The sequence below is a fragment of the Phocaeicola fibrisolvens genome, from assembly GCF_025567125.1.
Lineage (GTDB): Bacteria > Bacteroidota > Bacteroidia > Bacteroidales > Bacteroidaceae > Phocaeicola > Phocaeicola fibrisolvens.
In genome coordinates this window covers 73,263-89,137 of sequence record NZ_JAOQJI010000005.1, presented here as the reverse complement: position 1 = coordinate 89,137, position 15,875 = coordinate 73,263, and the positions used below count along the sequence as shown (strand labels likewise).

The window sequence follows — 15,875 nt, the reverse complement described above, 5'->3', positions numbered from 1 at the left end:
GTTGTTAAAAAACACCAACACGTCTGAATGCATATTCTTACATTTTGTATAAAAACAATCAAGGAATATCTATCAACTTATGTGTTTGCAAACTTAACCTCCATACAGGATGTTGTTTGATGTATTCCACAACTTCAGTGGTATTTTTCCCCGAACATGGTTGTAAAAAATAAGCGGAAGCCTTCAACTGCAAATAAGGCTCCACATCCTGTCCCACAAATACCACCTTTACTTCATCTATCCGTGCCACATGCAAACTTCCACTTTTTTTCGGTGAACAAGTAACCCAGTCAACCGAAGAAGGAAGTACACAAGTCCCATTGGTCTCCACACATACGTATTTACCCGCACGATGCAATGCTTCTATCAAAGGTTCATCTATCCATAACCCAGGTTCCCCTCCCGTAAGGATTACCATCCGACAAGGATAACGGCAAACCTCTTCCACTATCTCCTCGTCCGACAAGAAAGTACCTTTCTCATGACGCGTATCGCAAAAGTCACACTTCAGATTACAACCTGAGAAACGAACAAACACAGCCGGTGTACCTACATAAAAGCCCTCCCCTTGAAGACTGTAGAATATTTCATTAATCTTTTTCATAAACCACCCTATTCCCCTCAGATTCACACACTTCTACCTTCACACAATGAGGAACACGGTCGCAAATCCATTTGGCTATATTCTCGGCCGTAGGATTACAAGGCAACACGTCATTCAGATTTTTATGATCAAGTTGCCCTTTTACTACTTCTTTAATGTGCGTAAAATCGACTACCATTCCGTCCTCATTCAATTCCTCAGCCTGACAATACACAGTGACAATCCAATTATGCCCATGCAGGTTCTCACACTTACTTTCATAAGAAAGCTGCAAACGATGAGAGGCCGAAATTTCCATCCGTTTTATAACAGTATACATAATGATTTGATTTTTAAAACATTAAAAAAAAACGCATCTAATGTCACCTCAATGCAACCACAAAGGTAAAAAGAATTATCAGACAGAAAAAATCCATACACAAAAGATTTCACCCGCCCACAATCTCACAATTTTTAATAAAATCCACAACAAATATTTTTGATTTTCCAACCAATACTGTATATTTGTGTATATTTTTTGATATACGGATGACAGAAGAGGACAAAAAGCTGTTAAATACTTTCGAGGGCAGACTGAGACAATTACTGTATCTTTACGAGGAACTGGAAAAAGAAAATCTCTCCTTAAAAAAAGAAATCAGCCAAAGAAACGAAGAACTGGCCCAACTGGAGCATAGCCGGAAAGAATTGGAAACCAAGTATATCAATTTGAAAAACGCCCGTATTCTCAGTATCAACGACAACGACCTCCGCGATACGAAACAACGACTGGCGAAACTTGTGCGTGAAGTCGATAAATGCATCGCTTTGCTGAATGAATAAGACTACGACGGTAAAGTATATACTTTTATGGACGAAAAAAAGAGATTTAATCTACTCATTGACAACGAACGATATCCAGTATCCATACTTCCATCAGAAGAGGAAGGTTATCGGGAAGCTGCCAAACAGATTAATTATAAACTAAATAAATACCGAAGTGCATTTCCTGAATTCAGTAGCATACAACACTGGAAAATGGTAGCACTTGACTTAGCTTATGAAAATTTTTCCATGAAGGAAAGGAATGACACCTTACCTTATCAAGAAAAGCTAAAGGAGCTGAACGAAGATATTGAAAGATATATACGAGACAGCCGGAACAAAGGTTTATAGACAGATACATAAAGAGAAAACATTCACGCATAAGCTTTATCTGATGGGATTTCCCGCAGAGAAGTTTATGCGTTTTTTATTTATATATTTAAACTAATTATAATGTTGACGACAGTAATACTAGCGATTGTGGCCTTCCTGGTTGGAGGTGCATTGTCGTATGGATTCTTTAAGTATGGCTTGAAGACGAAATATGACACCATTATCAAAGAAGCCGAAACAGAGGCTGAGGTAATCAAGAAAAACAAACTTCTGGAAGTAAAAGAAAAGTTTCTAAACAAAAAGGCAGACCTGGAAAAGGAAGTCGCTCTCCGAAACCAGAAAATCCAACAGGCGGAAAACAAATTGAAGCAACGGGAAATGGTGCTGAACCAAAAGAACGAAGAGCTTCAGCGTAAACGCAACGAAACAGAGGCCATCAAAGAAAATCTGGACGCCCAACTTGTAATCATTGAAAAGAAAAAAGAAGAACTGGATACGCTTCAATCACAGGAAAGAGAAAAACTGGAAACCATTTCAGGATTGTCTGCGGAAGAAGCTAAAGAACGTCTGGTAGAATCCTTAAAGGAAGAAGCTAAAACCCAGGCACAGTCTTACATTAATGATATTATGGACGACGCCAAGCTTACGGCCAACCGTGAAGCGAAACGAATCGTCATCCAGTCTATCCAAAGAGTAGCTACAGAAACAGCCATTGAAAATTCTGTCACCGTATTCCATATTGAATCAGACGAAATTAAAGGACGCATTATCGGACGTGAAGGACGTAATATCCGGGCATTAGAAGCTGCCACAGGCGTAGAAATCGTAGTAGACGATACTCCGGAGGCAATTGTACTTTCTGCTTTCGACCCTGTTCGCCGTGAAATTGCTCGCCTGGCCTTGCATCAACTGGTAACCGACGGTCGTATTCATCCGGCCCGCATTGAAGAAGTGGTAGCCAAAGTACGTAAGCAGGTAGAAGACGAAATCATTGAAACGGGTAAACGTACCACTATCGATTTGGGTATCCATGGACTGCATCCGGAACTTATTCGTATCATTGGTAAGATGAAATACCGTTCTTCATACGGACAGAACTTGTTACAGCACGCTCGTGAAACAGCCAATCTATGTGCCGTAATGGCTTCTGAATTAGGATTGAATCCGAAAAAGGCAAAACGAGCCGGCTTGTTACACGATATCGGAAAAGTTCCTGATGAAGAACCTGAATTGCCGCACGCTCTATTGGGTATGAAACTAGCAGAGAAATACAAAGAAAAGGCAGATATCTGCAATGCCATCGGTGCTCATCACGACGAAGTGGAAATGACCAGTCTATTGGCTCCTATCGTACAAGTCTGCGATGCCATCTCTGGAGCACGTCCGGGAGCACGCCGTGAAATTGTAGAAGCTTACATCAAACGTCTGAATGACCTCGAACAACTTGCGATGTCATATCCTGGTGTTACCAAAACCTACGCCATCCAAGCCGGACGCGAACTCCGTGTCATTGTAGGTGCAGACAAGATTGACGACAAACAGACGGAAAGCCTGTCAACCGAAATCGCCAAGAAGATTCAAGACGAAATGACCTACCCGGGACAAGTAAAAATCACGGTTATTCGTGAAACCCGCGCTGTCAGCTTCGCAAAATAAAAACTATAAAAAAATCCGGAATCCACATTCCGGATTTTTTTATGGTTTCATCTCCACAGTTTTATCCTCTTTTTCCTTCCAATAAAGGCATCAACACCTTTTCGGCACATGCATAGCCTTCTTCATACAAAGCCGTAAGCTTATTTACATCTTTTTCTATTCGATTCACCACGACTTTCTTTTCAGGTCGAATAGCAATGACACGTCCTTCATCCTCTAATTTTTCAACAAGTTCCAACTGTTCATTATACACCGCACAACGGCGGCTAAGCACCAGCCTCAACCTAGGATAGCGACGATAGATAAAACGAGGCACACGAATATCTTTTTCCGATTTCCGGTATCCCCTATTACGAGTTAAAACCACCACATTCCGTTCATAACCTTGTGACATTGCACGCAATACTGGAATGGAATCTACAATTCCACCATCCAACATCGGACGTCCGTCTACATACGTAATAGGACACACATACGGAAGACTACTTGAAGCTTTGGCAATATCTACCAACCGTTCACGATTACGTCCCTCTTTTTCCTCCAAGTAACAAGCCCTTCCAGTCACACAATTAGTAGTAACCATTTCAAAGCGTGCCGGATTATTAAAATAAGCCTCATAATCAAAAGGTAAAATCTGACTCGGAAACAAATCATAAAGCAAATGCTGATCCAGAATACTGTGCTGATACCATAAATACTTCAAACCGATATAATGATATTCGGCCAGCATGTCAATGTTACTGAACTTGGCACGACCTCGCTGATGAGACATATACGACAAACCGTTACAAGCCCCCGCCGAAACACCTATCGCATAAGGAAACTCCAACTTATGATCCATCATGAAATCCAATACTCCACATGTGAATACACCTCGCATGCCTCCACCCTCAAGAACCAATCCTGTTTTTTCAAAGTCTAGTTCCATACTTCGTTCTTTTTAAGCAATCTTGGAATTTGCAAATATATGTTTTTCCCATACATCCTAACTATTTTTTCTATTTTATTTACTACATTTGCAACATTATTTTCACAAATGTGATATTAAAATGAAATGAATATGTTCGATTCACTTACTTATCAGAAACGCCGGAAGGCTCTACGAGAAAAAATGAGCAACGGCATTGTCCTTATTTTGGGCAACAACGAGGCACCTGCCAATTATCCTGACAACACATATAAATTTCGTCAAGACAGTTCTTTTGTCTATTTTTTCGGACACTCACATCCGGGTTATGCCGGAATCATTGATATAGACAACGGAACAGACTATTTTTTTGGAAACGACGTGGATATGGACGATATCATTTGGATGGGACCTCAACCCAGTGTCAAAGAACTGGCCGCACAGGTGGGAATTGAGAAGAGCTATCCATTCGATATGCTGAAAGACTTTGTAGGAAAAGCCATCGCACAAAGAAGAAAAGTGCATTTTCTTCCTCCTTACCGCTACGACAACATGCTGTTACTCGAAGAATTGACAGGCATCAAAGCATCCATGACCAAACAGCACGCTTCCATTGAACTCATAAAAGCTGTAATCTCCCTTCGTGCCGCCAAAGAAGCATGCGAAATCGCAGAAATCGACAAGGCTTGCAACGTAGGATATGAAATGCATACTGCTGCCATGCGTTTGTGTAAACCTGGAGTTTCAGAACAATACATAGCCGGAGTACTCGATGGCATCGCTTCTTCCTACGGACGAATGGTTTCATTTGCCACTATACTGACGCAGAACGGACAAACACTTCACAATCATGACCACAGTCATATCCTGAAAGAAGGCCGGATGATGCTGACCGATGCAGGAGCCGAGTTAATGAATTATTACTGCTCCGACCATACACGTACTATCCCTGTCGGTGGAAAGTTTACCAGCCGTCAGCGCGATGTATACGGTATTGTATTGGCCTGCCACGACAAAGCCCTCGAACTGGCACGTCCGGGAGTAACCTATAAATCCGTACATCTGGAAGTCTGCAAAGTATTGACCAATGGCTTGAAAGAACTAGGACTGATGAAAGGAAATACAGAAGATGCAGTCGCAGCCGGAGCACATGCTTTGTTTTTGCCACATGGACTGGGGCACATGATGGGACTGGATGTACACGACATGGAGGACCTGGGCCAATGTTATGTAGGTTACGATGAAGAAGTGCAGCCTTCTACCCAGTTTGGACTGGCCTCTCTTCGTATGGGACGCCGCTTGCAGGAAGGTTTTGTCATTACCGATGAACCTGGATGTTATTTCATCCCCGCATTAATCGATAAATGGAAAGCTGAAAAATTACATGCGGACTTCCTGAATTTCGATGAAATTGAAAAATACAAAGACTTTGGGGGAATTCGTTTGGAAGATGATATACTGATTACCTCAAAGGGTTCTCGTTTCTTGGGTGACAAGCATATTCCAATCACCTTCGACGAAGTGGAAGCTATCATGAATGAATAAAAACAATTTATTAACCCTATAACATTTTACATCAAAACAATGAACAAACTGATTTTATTAGCCGCAGTGGGACTTTGCTTTGGAAGCATCTATGCCAAGAACCCCAAGAAAAACAAAGCAGACGAAGGATTTATTTTCACAACGGTAAAAGAAAACCCAATAACCTCTATAAAAAACCAGAACCGTTCTAGTACTTGCTGGTCTTTTTCCAGCATAGGATTCCTGGAATCGGAATTGCTCCGTACAGGAAAAGGTGAATTCGATTTATCAGAAATGTTTGTGGTACACAAAACAATGGAAGACCGTGCTGTAAACTATGTACGTTATCATGGAGATGCTTCTTTCTCTCCGGGCGGTAGCTTTGAAGATATCGTTTACTGCTACAAGAACTACGGTATGGTACCTCAAGAAATTATGCCAGGCATCCAATACGGAGATTCTCTTCCTAATCACAACGAATTGGATGCTGTAGCAGAAGCCTATGTACAAGCCATTGGAAAAGGAAAACAAAGCAAACTGACTCCAGTGTGGAAAAAAGGAGTTACAGCAATCTATGACACTTACCTCGGAGAATGCCCAAAAGAATTCACTTACAAAGGAAAAACTTATACTCCCAAAACATTCGCCGACGAAGTATTAGGACTGAACATGGACGATTACGTTTCACTTACATCTTACACACACCATCCTTTCTACCAGCAGTTCAGCATCGAAGTACAAGACAACTGGCGTAATGCTTTATCTTACAACCTGCCGATTGACGAACTGATGGAAGTAATGGATAACGCTATCAACAACGGATATACCTTTGCCTGGGGAGCAGATGTAAGCGAAGAAGGATTTACTCGCGACGGCATCGCTGTATGCCCAAATGTAGAAAAAGGGGCAGAACTAACAGGCTCAGATATGGCACACTGGTTGGGATTAAGCAAGGCAGACAAGCGTAAAGAACTAACCAGCAAACCGCTTCCGGAAATTGAGGTAACTCAGGAAATGAGACAGACCGCATTCGACAACTGGGAAACCACAGACGACCACGGAATGCTCATCTATGGTATCGCCAAAGACCAGAACGGTAAAGAATATTATATGGTGAAAAATTCATGGGGATTAAGCGGAAAATACAAAGGTATCTGGTACGCTTCCAAGACGTTCGCTAAATATAAAACGATGAACATTCTAGTTCACAAAAAAGCAATCCCAGCTGATATCGCCAAAAAACTGGGACTTTAAATAGTTCATATATAGACTCATTATAAATAATAAGCGACTCATTCCATAATTTTAATAGGGAATGAGCCGCTTTTTTTCTTTCTTTTTACTAATTTTACGGATTGAAGTCCGAAATAAGTAACTTATTTGAGACAACAAGGTTCTTCCTTTAGTGGATATATCTTATAAAACCACCTGCAAACCAAATAAAGAAGCGCCTTACGTGAACTGAAAAAAAAGAAAAAAACATATATAAATGAACTACAAATGGAACTATCAACCTCCTACACTCCCAGAAAGAGAAGCAGCTAGAGCCCTCTCCAGAGAAATAGGCATCAGCCCCATCTTGTGCAAACTGCTACAAGAAAGAGGAATACATACAGCTGCTGAAGCCAAGCTTTTCTTCCGCCCGCAACTGAACGACTTACACGATCCGTTTCTAATGAAAGATATGGATGTAGCTGTGGAACGCCTCAATCTGGCCATGGGACGCAAAGAGAGAATTCTGGTGTATGGAGACTACGACGTGGACGGAACTACAGCCGTCGCACTGGTTTTCAAGTTTTTGCAACAGTTCTACTCGAACATCGACTATTATATCCCCGACAGATATAATGAAGGGTATGGCGTGTCAAAAAAAGGAGTAGACTATGCTTATGAAACAGGAGTAAAACTGGTCATTGTACTCGATTGTGGCATCAAAGCCGTTGAGGAAATCAGTTATGCCAAAGAAAAAGGTATCGACTTCATTATCTGTGATCACCACGTACCTGATGAAGTGCTTCCCCCAGCTGTCGCAATTTTGAATGCCAAAAGGTTTGATTCTACTTACCCGTATGAACATCTCTCCGGATGCGGAGTAGGCTTCAAGTTCATGCAAGCTTTTGCCCTGAACAACGGAATCGAATTTCATCAGTTGACTCCCCTGCTTGACTTGGTAGCCGTCAGCATTGCTTCCGACATTGTACCTATCATGGGAGAGAACCGCATCTTGGCCTATCACGGACTCCGCCAGCTGAACTCCAATCCGAGTATTGGACTGAAAGCTATCATTGACGTATGCGGACTGGCTGAAAGAGAAATCACGATGAGTGACATCGTATTCAAAATCGGACCACGTATCAATGCCTCCGGACGCATCCAGAATGGAAAAGAAGCTGTCGACCTTTTAATTGAAAAGGATTTTGCCTCCGCACTGAAAAAAGCCAACCGCATCAACAGTTACAATGAAACGCGAAAGGATCTGGATAAAAGCATGACGGAGGAAGCCAACAAAATTGTAGACAACCTGTCCGACCTGTCTGAAAGAAGATCGATTGTCATCTTCAATGAAGACTGGCACAAGGGGGTCATCGGTATCGTAGCTTCCCGACTGACGGAAATTTACTATCGCCCAGCCGTGGTACTGACACGCACAGACAACCTGGCCACAGGTTCTGCACGTTCCGTATCGGGTTTCGACGTATATAAAGCCATCGAATATTGCCGCGATTTATTGGAAAATTTTGGCGGACATACCTATGCCGCCGGGCTCTCCATGAAGGTGGAAAATGTGCCGGAATTTACCCGCCGGTTTGAAGAATATGTCACCAACCACATTCTTCCGGAACAAACCAATGCCACCATTCAGATTGATGCACAACTGGATTTCAGAGACATCACTCCGAAGTTTTTCTTCGACTTGAAGAAGTTCAATCCGTTTGGTCCGGAAAACCACAAGCCTATCTTTGCCACACTGAACGTGTATGATTACGGTACCAGCAAGGTGGTAGGCAGAGACCAGGAACACATCAAGCTGGAGTTGGTAGACAACAAATCGAACAACGTAATGAATGGCATCGCTTTCGGACAAAGCTCACAAGTCCGCTACATAAAGACCAAGCAATCGTTCAACATCTGCTATACCATCGAGGAAAATACCCATAAACGAGGAGAAATCCAATTGCAGATTGAAGACATCAAGCCGAGTCGAAGCTAGAAATCCATGGCCGACTATCTGAAAATCCTGAAACAATACTGGGGATACGACCACTTCCGAGGCATACAGGAAGATATCATCCGCAGCGTAGGCGAAGGCAAGGACACTTTGGGGCTTATGCCCACAGGAGGAGGTAAATCCATTACTTTCCAAGTGCCGGCCCTCGCCCAGGAAGGATTGTGTCTGGTCATTACCCCCCTGATTGCCCTGATGAAAGACCAGGTAAGAAACCTGCGTGAACGGGGTATCAAGGCCACTGCGGTTTATTCCGGCATGACGCGAGAAGAAATTCTGATTGCATTGGAAAACTGCATTTTCGGCAACTACAAATTTCTTTACATCTCACCGGAAAGACTAGGAACCGAAATCTTTCAGATTAAGCTTCGCAGCATGCACGTAAGCCTCATTACCGTGGATGAATCCCATTGCATCTCACAATGGGGATACGATTTCCGCCCTGCTTACCTGAAAATAGCCGACATCCGGCAACTGCTTCCGGGAGTTCCCGTCATTGCCCTGACGGCCACAGCCACTCCGGAAGTGGTCAAGGACATCCAAGAGCGACTCCAGTTCCGCCAGGAGAATGTATTCCGCATGAGTTTCGAGCGGAAGAATCTGGCCTATATTGTCCGCCACACGGAAGACAAAGAAGGCGAAATGTTGCACATCCTGCAACGGGTAAATGGTTCCAGCATTGTTTACACACGCAACCGGAAAAAAACCAAAGAAATAGCCCAGCTCCTGAACCGGAACCACATTACAGCCACATTCTACCATGCCGGACTCAGTGATGAGACCAAAGACCTACGTCAAAAAGCTTGGCTGAAAGGAGAATATCGTGTCATGGTGGCGACCAATGCTTTCGGTATGGGAATTGATAAGCCCGATGTACGTCTGGTGATTCATGCCGATGTACCCGACTCCCCCGAGGCATACTTTCAGGAGGCAGGACGAGCCGGAAGAGACGGCATGAAAGCGTATGCAGTACTGTTGTTCTGTCCCCGCGACAAGATTACCCTCAAACAACGAATTAGCGACACTTTTCCTGAAAAAGACTATATCCGGAAAGTGTACGAAGACATCAATTTCTACTACCAGATGGCCATGGGAGACGGATTGGGCTGTACCTTCGCCTTCAATTTGGATGAATTCTGCCACAATTTCAAGCATTTTCCTGTACAGACCGACAGTGCGCTGAAAATCCTGACACGCGCCGGCTACCTGGAATATACCGATGAACAGGACAATGCCTCCCGAATCATGTTCACCCTCACCAAGGAAGAACTATACCGCATTCATGAGCAAAACGCAGATACGGAAAAACTGATTCGTATTCTACTGCGGACCTATACCGGACTTTTCACGGATTATGCGTATATTAATGAAGAGCTGCTGGCCAAACGTTCCGGATTGAGCAGGCCACAAATCTACGAAACCTTGCTCTTTCTGACCCGACAGCACATCTTGCACTACATTCCCGGGAAAAAAACTCCCTACATCATTTACACCCGTGAACGACAAGAGACTGACCGTATTTACTTGAGCAAGGAAGTGTATGAGGAACGAAAAGAAAGCTACCGCCGGCGAATAGAGGCCATGATAGAATATGCTGAAAGTGAAAACAAATGCCGAAGCCGCATGCTACTCCATTATTTCGGTGAGAAGAACGAGCACAACTGTGGACAATGCGATGTATGCCTGCAACACCATCACTCCGGACTTAAACAAAGCCAGTTTGACGAAATCAGTCACCAGATACTTGCTTTACTAAAGACTTCTCCTTTTTCTCCGCAAGAACTCAAAACCCAAATTCAGGCCCCGGAGGAACAAGTGACCAAAGTCATAGCCTATCTCCTGTCGGAAGAAATCATCCATCAGGAAAATGGCCGACTACTCCTTTAAGCGAGTTTATATTAGTCAAACATTTTACTATTCTAAAAAAAAGACGTATCTTTGCCGGAAAACACCAAAAAACTTGATCCACATGGAAGAAGGAGGAGAATTCCGGGAACTCATGATACAGATTTTCCGTACCCGCATGGCATTCCGACGCGCCATGCAACGCACTCTAAAAGAGAATCATGCAGGCATCACTTTCGAGATGCTTCAAGTGCTGAGCAGTCTTTGGCATGAACAAGGTATCACCCAGCAGGCACTGGCAGAGCGAACCGCTAAAGACAAGGCCTGCCTGACCAACCTGATGAACAACCTGGAGAAAAAAGGATATGTCTATCGCAAGGAGGATCCCAATGACCGCCGAAACAAGCTGGTGTATCTTACCCTGGAAGGAGAAAACCTCAAAGTCCAAATCCGCCCAATCCTCAATTTAGTATATGCCAATGCGGAGCATATCTTATCTACCGAACGAACCGGAAATATTTTATCTGAACTAAAAACAGTGCAAAATGTTCTCGAAGACTTCTAGCACCCTACGAATCCTACTTCTCATCGGAAATTTCTTTCTTATCCTCCCGGTTATGGCGCAACAAGATTCGCTGTTCCTATCCGTAGAACAGCTTTTTGAATCGGGAGTAAAAAGCAGTCTGCGGCTGCAAGCCGACAGCCTGAAAGAAAGAATGGCCTATGAACGAAAACGTCATGCCCAAACAGTCTTGCTCCCCGACCTGGAAATCGGTCTCAAAGGAGGAGTTATCGGACAACCTGTGGTCTTTCAGGAAGGGCTTTCCCATCCTACTTATCCGGACACTCCCAACTGGTCGCAAAACTATACGGTCGACTTCAACCAACCGCTGTATCAGGGAGGAAAAATCCGCTGTTCCATCCGTAAGGCAGACATTGAAAAAGAAATCGCAGGCTTGCAACGAATGAGCAATCAAGCTGACATCAAACTGGGGTTACTCAACCAATACTTGAACCTCTTTACCTTGTTCAAGCAACACATCGTGCTTACCCGTAACATCGAAGAGTCGCTTCGGCGCCTGCAAGACATACGGCAGATGAAGAAAGAAGGACTCATCACCAACAACGATGTGCTGCGCAGTGAGATGCAACTCACCAACGACCGGCTTTCTCTGCAAGAAACAGAGAACAGTATCCTCATCGTATCCCAACAACTGAACCTGCTGCTGGGAAATTCCGAGAACCGGATTATAAAGCCCGACACCACATTGCTGCAGAAGGCTACTCCCCTGGAAAGCTACGAAGCCTATCTCCTGTCGGCTTACGAGCAGGCCCCAGACATGAAACTGCTGCAAAAAGAAACCGAACTGGCCCGGAACCAAATACAGATGAACCGCGCCTCCCGCAAGCCCAATGTCAACCTGTACGCATCCAACACGCTGGCGCGGCCTATCACCCGTACCATGACCGATTTGTATAACAACAACTGGAACATCGGACTTTCGGTTTCCTATCCCCTCTCGTCCTTATTCAAGTCCGACCATAAAATCAAGGAAAGCCAATTGCAGGTGTCCGTGCAAAAGAAAGAAGAGGAACTGAAAAAGCAACAGCTCCAGATGGACATTTACAATGCGATTCTCCGCCACAAAGAAGCCCTGCAGCAGGCTGACGCCTGGAAACTCTCTGTCCGTCAGGCACAGGAAAACTATCGTATCATGCAGAACCGTTATATGAACCAACTGGCCATACTGACCGATTTGTTGGATGCCAACTCTGTCCTGCTCAATGCCGAGCTTCAGCTGACAGCCTCACGCACACGAATCATTTACACCTATTACCAACTGCAGAAAGTCTGCGGAAGATTATAACCCATTCAATCCTACAAGAATATGACACTAAAAGAGACTCATAGCAAACTACGGAAGAGAAGACTGCAGAATATCATTCTCAACTTACTCTGCATACTGATTGCCGGCTCCGGACTGGTATGGGTGGGCAACTACTTCTGGAAATACATTCATTATGAAATCACGAACGATGCATTCATCGACCAGTATGTAGCCCCCTTGAACATACGCGCTTCGGGCTACATCAAGGAAGTCCGCTTCAAGGAACATCAATATGTACATCAAGGAGATACGCTGCTGATACTGGACAACCGCGAATATCAGATAAAGGTCAAGGAGGCCGAAGCAGCCCTGCTGGATGTGCAAGGTTCACGCGACGTACTACATTCCGGCATAGAGACCTCACAAACCAACGTGGCAGTGCAGGAAGCCAACATTGCCGAAGCAAAAGCCAAACTGTGGCAACTGGAGCAGGATTATCACCGCTTTGCCCGTCTGTTGCAGGAAGAATCGGTCCCCGAACAGCAGTACGAACAGGCAAAAGCCTCTTATGAGGCCGCAAAAGCCCGCTACCAAGCCCTGCTGGCACAACATAAGGCTGCGAAATCACAGTTCACAGAAACCAGCAAGAAAACCACCAGTGCCGAAGCAGCCATCCTGCTCAAGGAAGCCGACCTGGATCTGGCCAAGCTGAATCTTTCTTATACCGTACTCACTGCGCCATACGACGGATACATGGGACGCAGAACCCTTGAACCCGGACAATTCGTACAAGCCGGACAAACCATCTCCTACCTGGTCCGAAACACAGACAAATGGGTGACAGCCAACTATAAGGAAACCCAAATTGTCCACATCTACATTGGTCAGGAAGTACGTATCAAGGTCGATGCCTTTCCCGGAAAAGTCTTCCACGGGACGGTGACAGCCATCTCAGAAGCGACCGGTTCCAAATACTCGCTGGTACCTACCGACAATTCTGCCGGAAATTTCGTGAAGGTACAGCAGCGAATTCCTGTGAGAATAGACCTGAAAGACATTTCTCCTGAAGAGATGAGCGAATTGAGAGCCGGTATGATGGTAGAAACAGAAGCCTTACGCAAATGATGACCATGCAACAACTGGACGTCCCCGTACGTCAATGGGTTCCCGACTGGCTAGGAATGATATGCATCTTCACCATCATCCTGCCTGTCACCATGCTGAACGGTTCCTACACCGGAAGCATGCTTGAAGTGTCCAACACATTGGGCACCCACACTGAAGACATCACCATGGGGTATTATGCCGCTTCGGCCGGAATGGCTGTGGCCTATCCCATTGTTCCCAAAGTGCTCGATGCCCTTTCCTCCAAGTTCCTGTTGCTGACCGACCTGACCCTGCAATTCTTTCTCAGTTGGATATGTGCCCGTTCGCAAAACATCGACCTGGTCATTATCTGCAGTTTCTTCATCGGTTTTCTGAAAGGTTTCCTCATGCTCTGGTTCATCCGAAGGGCCACCAAGATTTTCAGTCCCAAGAACGTACGAAGCGAGTTTTATTCTTATTTTTATCCGCTGGTATTTGCCGGAGGACAGGTATCCATGGTACTCACAGCCGAACTGGCCTACCATTACAACTGGCAGTATATGTACTACTTCATGATGCTGCTCCTCATGACCGCCATCCTGATAGTGATTATCTGTTTCCGGCACGACCGCCCGTTGAAGCCCATACCGCTCTCTGAACTTCATCTGCGCGAGATGCTGGTCATTGCCACCGGACTCCTGATGCTTGTCTATGTCATCAACTATGGGAAAGTACTCGACTGGACCTCCTCTTTCAAAATCCGGCTTTATATCGTCATTGCTCCCATCCTGATTGCCTTTTTCATCTGGCAGCAATACCACTCCAAACATCCCTTCGTCAGTTTGGCTCCATTGTATCAGCCCAAGGCCATCGTAGGTTATCTGTATATGATGCTGGTCATGTTTTTCAGTACCTCCACCACCCTGCTCACCAACTATATGACAAGCATCCTGAAGGTAGACAGCACACACACTTATCTGCTCTATGGCTACCTGTTACCAGGTTATGCCCTGGGGGCTTTCATCTGCTTCTGGTGGTTCCGCTGGCAACGGTGGCGTTTCCGTTTTCTGATTGCCGGAGGGATGGGCTGCTTTGCCGCCTTCTTCGGTATCCTGTATTTCACCGTATCCCCCAACAGTACCTACGAGATGCTTTTCCTCCCTGTGTTTCTGCGAGGGCTGGGCATGCTGGTATTAATCATCGCCTTTGCCTTGTTTGCCGTAGAAGAGCTCAATCCCAAATACCTGCTGGCCAATGCCTTTTTCCTGATTTCTTTCCGGTCGGTGCTGGCCCCCATTCTGGCTACCTCTTTTTATAGCAACGCACTCTATCGGATGGAACAGAAATATTTGCATACCTTGTCGGAAACCGTCAGCCAGACCGATCCGCTGGCCGCCAGCCAGTTCAACCAGTCACTCAGCCAATATCTTTCACAAGGACACGAATATACCGAAGCCACCCAAATGGCAACTCAAACTCTCTATGCCACTTTGCAACAACAAAGCCTCCTGCTTTCGCTCAAACATATACTAGGCTATCTGTTTGTCATTACCCTGGTCATTGCCATCGTTTCGCGCTTCATCCCCTTCCACAAGACCATTCGTGTGAGATATGCCAAAACCGGGGATGATATGGTATAAAACAGCATAAAAAAACAGCGGAAAGAAAAATCCTTCCGCTGTTTTTATAAAAAATTTCATCAGAATTCAATAATCAATGACTTGCGAGGAGAAACCACAAGATTCTTTGTCAAATCGATTTTCTTCCCGCTCGATACATCTCTACCTTCTTTAGAATCCTTAGTCAAGACAGTATAGTACTCTGCAGCTAAAGTTTGTTCACTACTCGTACTATTCAGCACAATCATTTCAGTTTTTCCATCATGTACATGAGAATACATATATATTCCTCGCTGAGGAATATGATACTTCACTGTTCTGTTTTCTGCCATATACGTTGTTTAGTTTAATTTTGCGAGGCAAATATATGTATTTAAAACATAACTCTTAAACATAACAGCGAAAAAATTAATGTATTTACTCATTTTTCATGACATAAATC

15 protein-coding genes are annotated in these 15,875 nt (G+C 44.5%); 11 read left to right on the top strand and 4 right to left on the bottom strand.

Translation table 11 applies throughout. The features are described from left to right. Window positions 1-58 precede the first annotated feature (58 nt). Together OCV81_RS03480 and queD are read right to left on the bottom strand one after the other, a co-directional pair. Entirely contained in the window at window positions 59-604 is a 546-nt protein-coding gene (locus OCV81_RS03480; RefSeq protein WP_148328405.1) for a 7-carboxy-7-deazaguanine synthase QueE, read from the bottom strand. Then, a complete protein-coding gene (gene queD, locus OCV81_RS03475) occupies window positions 591-923 on the bottom strand; it encodes a 6-carboxytetrahydropterin synthase QueD (protein ID WP_148328403.1) in 333 nt (110 codons plus the stop codon). The genes OCV81_RS03480 and queD overlap by 14 nt, the downstream gene beginning before the upstream one ends. 209 nt (window positions 924-1,132) lie before the next feature. On the opposite strand from queD, the gene OCV81_RS03470 reads away from it, so the two are divergent. The 3 genes from OCV81_RS03470 to rny all read left to right on the top strand — a co-directional run bounded on the left by OCV81_RS03470 (window position 1,133) and on the right by rny (window position 3,397). Then, entirely contained in the window at window positions 1,133-1,426 is a 294-nt protein-coding gene (locus OCV81_RS03470; protein WP_148328401.1) for a V-type ATPase 116kDa subunit family protein, read from the top strand. 27 nt (window positions 1,427-1,453) lie between these two features. Then, window positions 1,454-1,759 (top strand): cell division protein ZapA, encoded by a 306-nt coding sequence (locus OCV81_RS03465; RefSeq protein ID WP_148328399.1) that lies wholly within the window; start codon window positions 1,454-1,456, stop codon window positions 1,757-1,759. Between the two features lie 102 nt (window positions 1,760-1,861). Beyond that, entirely contained in the window at window positions 1,862-3,397 is a 1,536-nt protein-coding gene (gene rny / locus OCV81_RS03460) for a ribonuclease Y (protein ID WP_022354184.1), read from the top strand. Window positions 3,398-3,458: 61 nt separating this feature from the next. On the opposite strand, the gene OCV81_RS03455 is transcribed toward rny, so the two are convergent. Then, window positions 3,459-4,325 carry a patatin-like phospholipase family protein gene (locus OCV81_RS03455; protein WP_148328397.1) on the bottom strand — a complete coding sequence of 289 codons (867 nt, stop codon included), beginning with the start codon at window positions 4,323-4,325 and terminating at the stop codon, window positions 3,459-3,461. Window positions 4,326-4,457: 132 nt separating this feature from the next. Between OCV81_RS03455 and OCV81_RS03450 the strand changes: the two genes are divergently transcribed. The 8 genes from OCV81_RS03450 (at window position 4,458) to OCV81_RS03415 (ending at window position 15,454) form a co-directional block, all read left to right on the top strand. Next, complete coding sequence (locus tag OCV81_RS03450) at window positions 4,458-5,849, top strand: aminopeptidase P family protein (protein WP_148328395.1); 1,392 nt, start codon at window positions 4,458-4,460, stop codon at window positions 5,847-5,849. 39 nt (window positions 5,850-5,888) lie between these two features. Then, window positions 5,889-7,082 carry a C1 family peptidase gene (locus OCV81_RS03445; RefSeq protein ID WP_148328393.1) on the top strand — a complete coding sequence of 398 codons (1,194 nt, stop codon included), beginning with the start codon at window positions 5,889-5,891 and terminating at the stop codon, window positions 7,080-7,082. 235 nt (window positions 7,083-7,317) lie between these two features. Further along, complete coding sequence (recJ, locus tag OCV81_RS03440) at window positions 7,318-9,039, top strand: single-stranded-DNA-specific exonuclease RecJ (protein ID WP_148328390.1); 1,722 nt, start codon at window positions 7,318-7,320, stop codon at window positions 9,037-9,039. Window positions 9,040-9,045: 6 nt separating this feature from the next. Next, the gene (locus tag OCV81_RS03435; RefSeq protein ID WP_148328388.1) at window positions 9,046-10,941 is read left to right on the top strand and encodes a RecQ family ATP-dependent DNA helicase; all 1,896 of its coding nucleotides are present in this window, start codon (window positions 9,046-9,048) and stop codon (window positions 10,939-10,941) included. An 82-nt stretch (window positions 10,942-11,023) separates the two neighbouring features. Then, entirely contained in the window at window positions 11,024-11,464 is a 441-nt protein-coding gene (locus OCV81_RS03430) for a MarR family winged helix-turn-helix transcriptional regulator (RefSeq protein ID WP_148328386.1), read from the top strand. A gap of 52 nt (window positions 11,465-11,516) precedes the next feature. Next, complete coding sequence (locus tag OCV81_RS03425) at window positions 11,517-12,767, top strand: TolC family protein (RefSeq protein ID WP_262640041.1); 1,251 nt, start codon at window positions 11,517-11,519, stop codon at window positions 12,765-12,767. A 21-nt stretch (window positions 12,768-12,788) separates the two neighbouring features. Then, on the top strand, window positions 12,789-13,853 hold the full coding sequence (locus tag OCV81_RS03420; protein ID WP_148328382.1) for an HlyD family secretion protein: 1,065 nt from the start codon (window positions 12,789-12,791) through the stop codon (window positions 13,851-13,853). Next, window positions 13,850-15,454, top strand: a complete 1,605-nt coding sequence (locus OCV81_RS03415; protein WP_262640040.1) for an MFS transporter — start codon at window positions 13,850-13,852, stop codon at window positions 15,452-15,454. Before OCV81_RS03420 ends, OCV81_RS03415 begins: the two co-directional genes overlap by 4 nt. Before the next feature lie 59 nt (window positions 15,455-15,513). On the opposite strand, the gene OCV81_RS03410 is transcribed toward OCV81_RS03415, so the two are convergent. Then, a complete protein-coding gene (locus OCV81_RS03410; protein ID WP_148328380.1) occupies window positions 15,514-15,765 on the bottom strand; it encodes a cyclomaltodextrinase C-terminal domain-containing protein in 252 nt (83 codons plus the stop codon). Window positions 15,766-15,875 lie beyond the last annotated feature (110 nt).

What these genes read in the sequence shown, in the direction of transcription:
- OCV81_RS03420 (WP_148328382.1), top strand. Translation starts at nt 12,789, where the DNA reads ATGACACTAAAAGAGACTCATAGCAAACTACGGAAGAGAAGACTGCAG.
- OCV81_RS03450 (WP_148328395.1), top strand. Translation starts at nt 4,458, where the DNA reads ATGTTCGATTCACTTACTTATCAGAAACGCCGGAAGGCTCTACGAGAA.
- queD (WP_148328403.1), bottom strand. Translation starts at nt 923, where the DNA reads ATGTATACTGTTATAAAACGGATGGAAATTTCGGCCTCTCATCGTTTG.
- OCV81_RS03410 (WP_148328380.1), bottom strand. Translation starts at nt 15,765, where the DNA reads ATGGCAGAAAACAGAACAGTGAAGTATCATATTCCTCAGCGAGGAATA.
- OCV81_RS03435 (WP_148328388.1), top strand. Translation starts at nt 9,046, where the DNA reads ATGGCCGACTATCTGAAAATCCTGAAACAATACTGGGGATACGACCAC.
- OCV81_RS03445 (WP_148328393.1), top strand. Translation starts at nt 5,889, where the DNA reads ATGAACAAACTGATTTTATTAGCCGCAGTGGGACTTTGCTTTGGAAGC.
- OCV81_RS03425 (WP_262640041.1), top strand. Translation starts at nt 11,517, where the DNA reads ATGGCGCAACAAGATTCGCTGTTCCTATCCGTAGAACAGCTTTTTGAA.
- rny (WP_022354184.1), top strand. Translation starts at nt 1,862, where the DNA reads ATGTTGACGACAGTAATACTAGCGATTGTGGCCTTCCTGGTTGGAGGT.
- OCV81_RS03455 (WP_148328397.1), bottom strand. Translation starts at nt 4,325, where the DNA reads ATGGAACTAGACTTTGAAAAAACAGGATTGGTTCTTGAGGGTGGAGGC.
- OCV81_RS03465 (WP_148328399.1), top strand. Translation starts at nt 1,454, where the DNA reads ATGGACGAAAAAAAGAGATTTAATCTACTCATTGACAACGAACGATAT.
- recJ (WP_148328390.1), top strand. Translation starts at nt 7,318, where the DNA reads ATGAACTACAAATGGAACTATCAACCTCCTACACTCCCAGAAAGAGAA.
- OCV81_RS03430 (WP_148328386.1), top strand. Translation starts at nt 11,024, where the DNA reads ATGGAAGAAGGAGGAGAATTCCGGGAACTCATGATACAGATTTTCCGT.
- OCV81_RS03415 (WP_262640040.1), top strand. Translation starts at nt 13,850, where the DNA reads ATGATGACCATGCAACAACTGGACGTCCCCGTACGTCAATGGGTTCCC.
- OCV81_RS03480 (WP_148328405.1), bottom strand. Translation starts at nt 604, where the DNA reads ATGAAAAAGATTAATGAAATATTCTACAGTCTTCAAGGGGAGGGCTTT.
- OCV81_RS03470 (WP_148328401.1), top strand. Translation starts at nt 1,133, where the DNA reads ATGACAGAAGAGGACAAAAAGCTGTTAAATACTTTCGAGGGCAGACTG.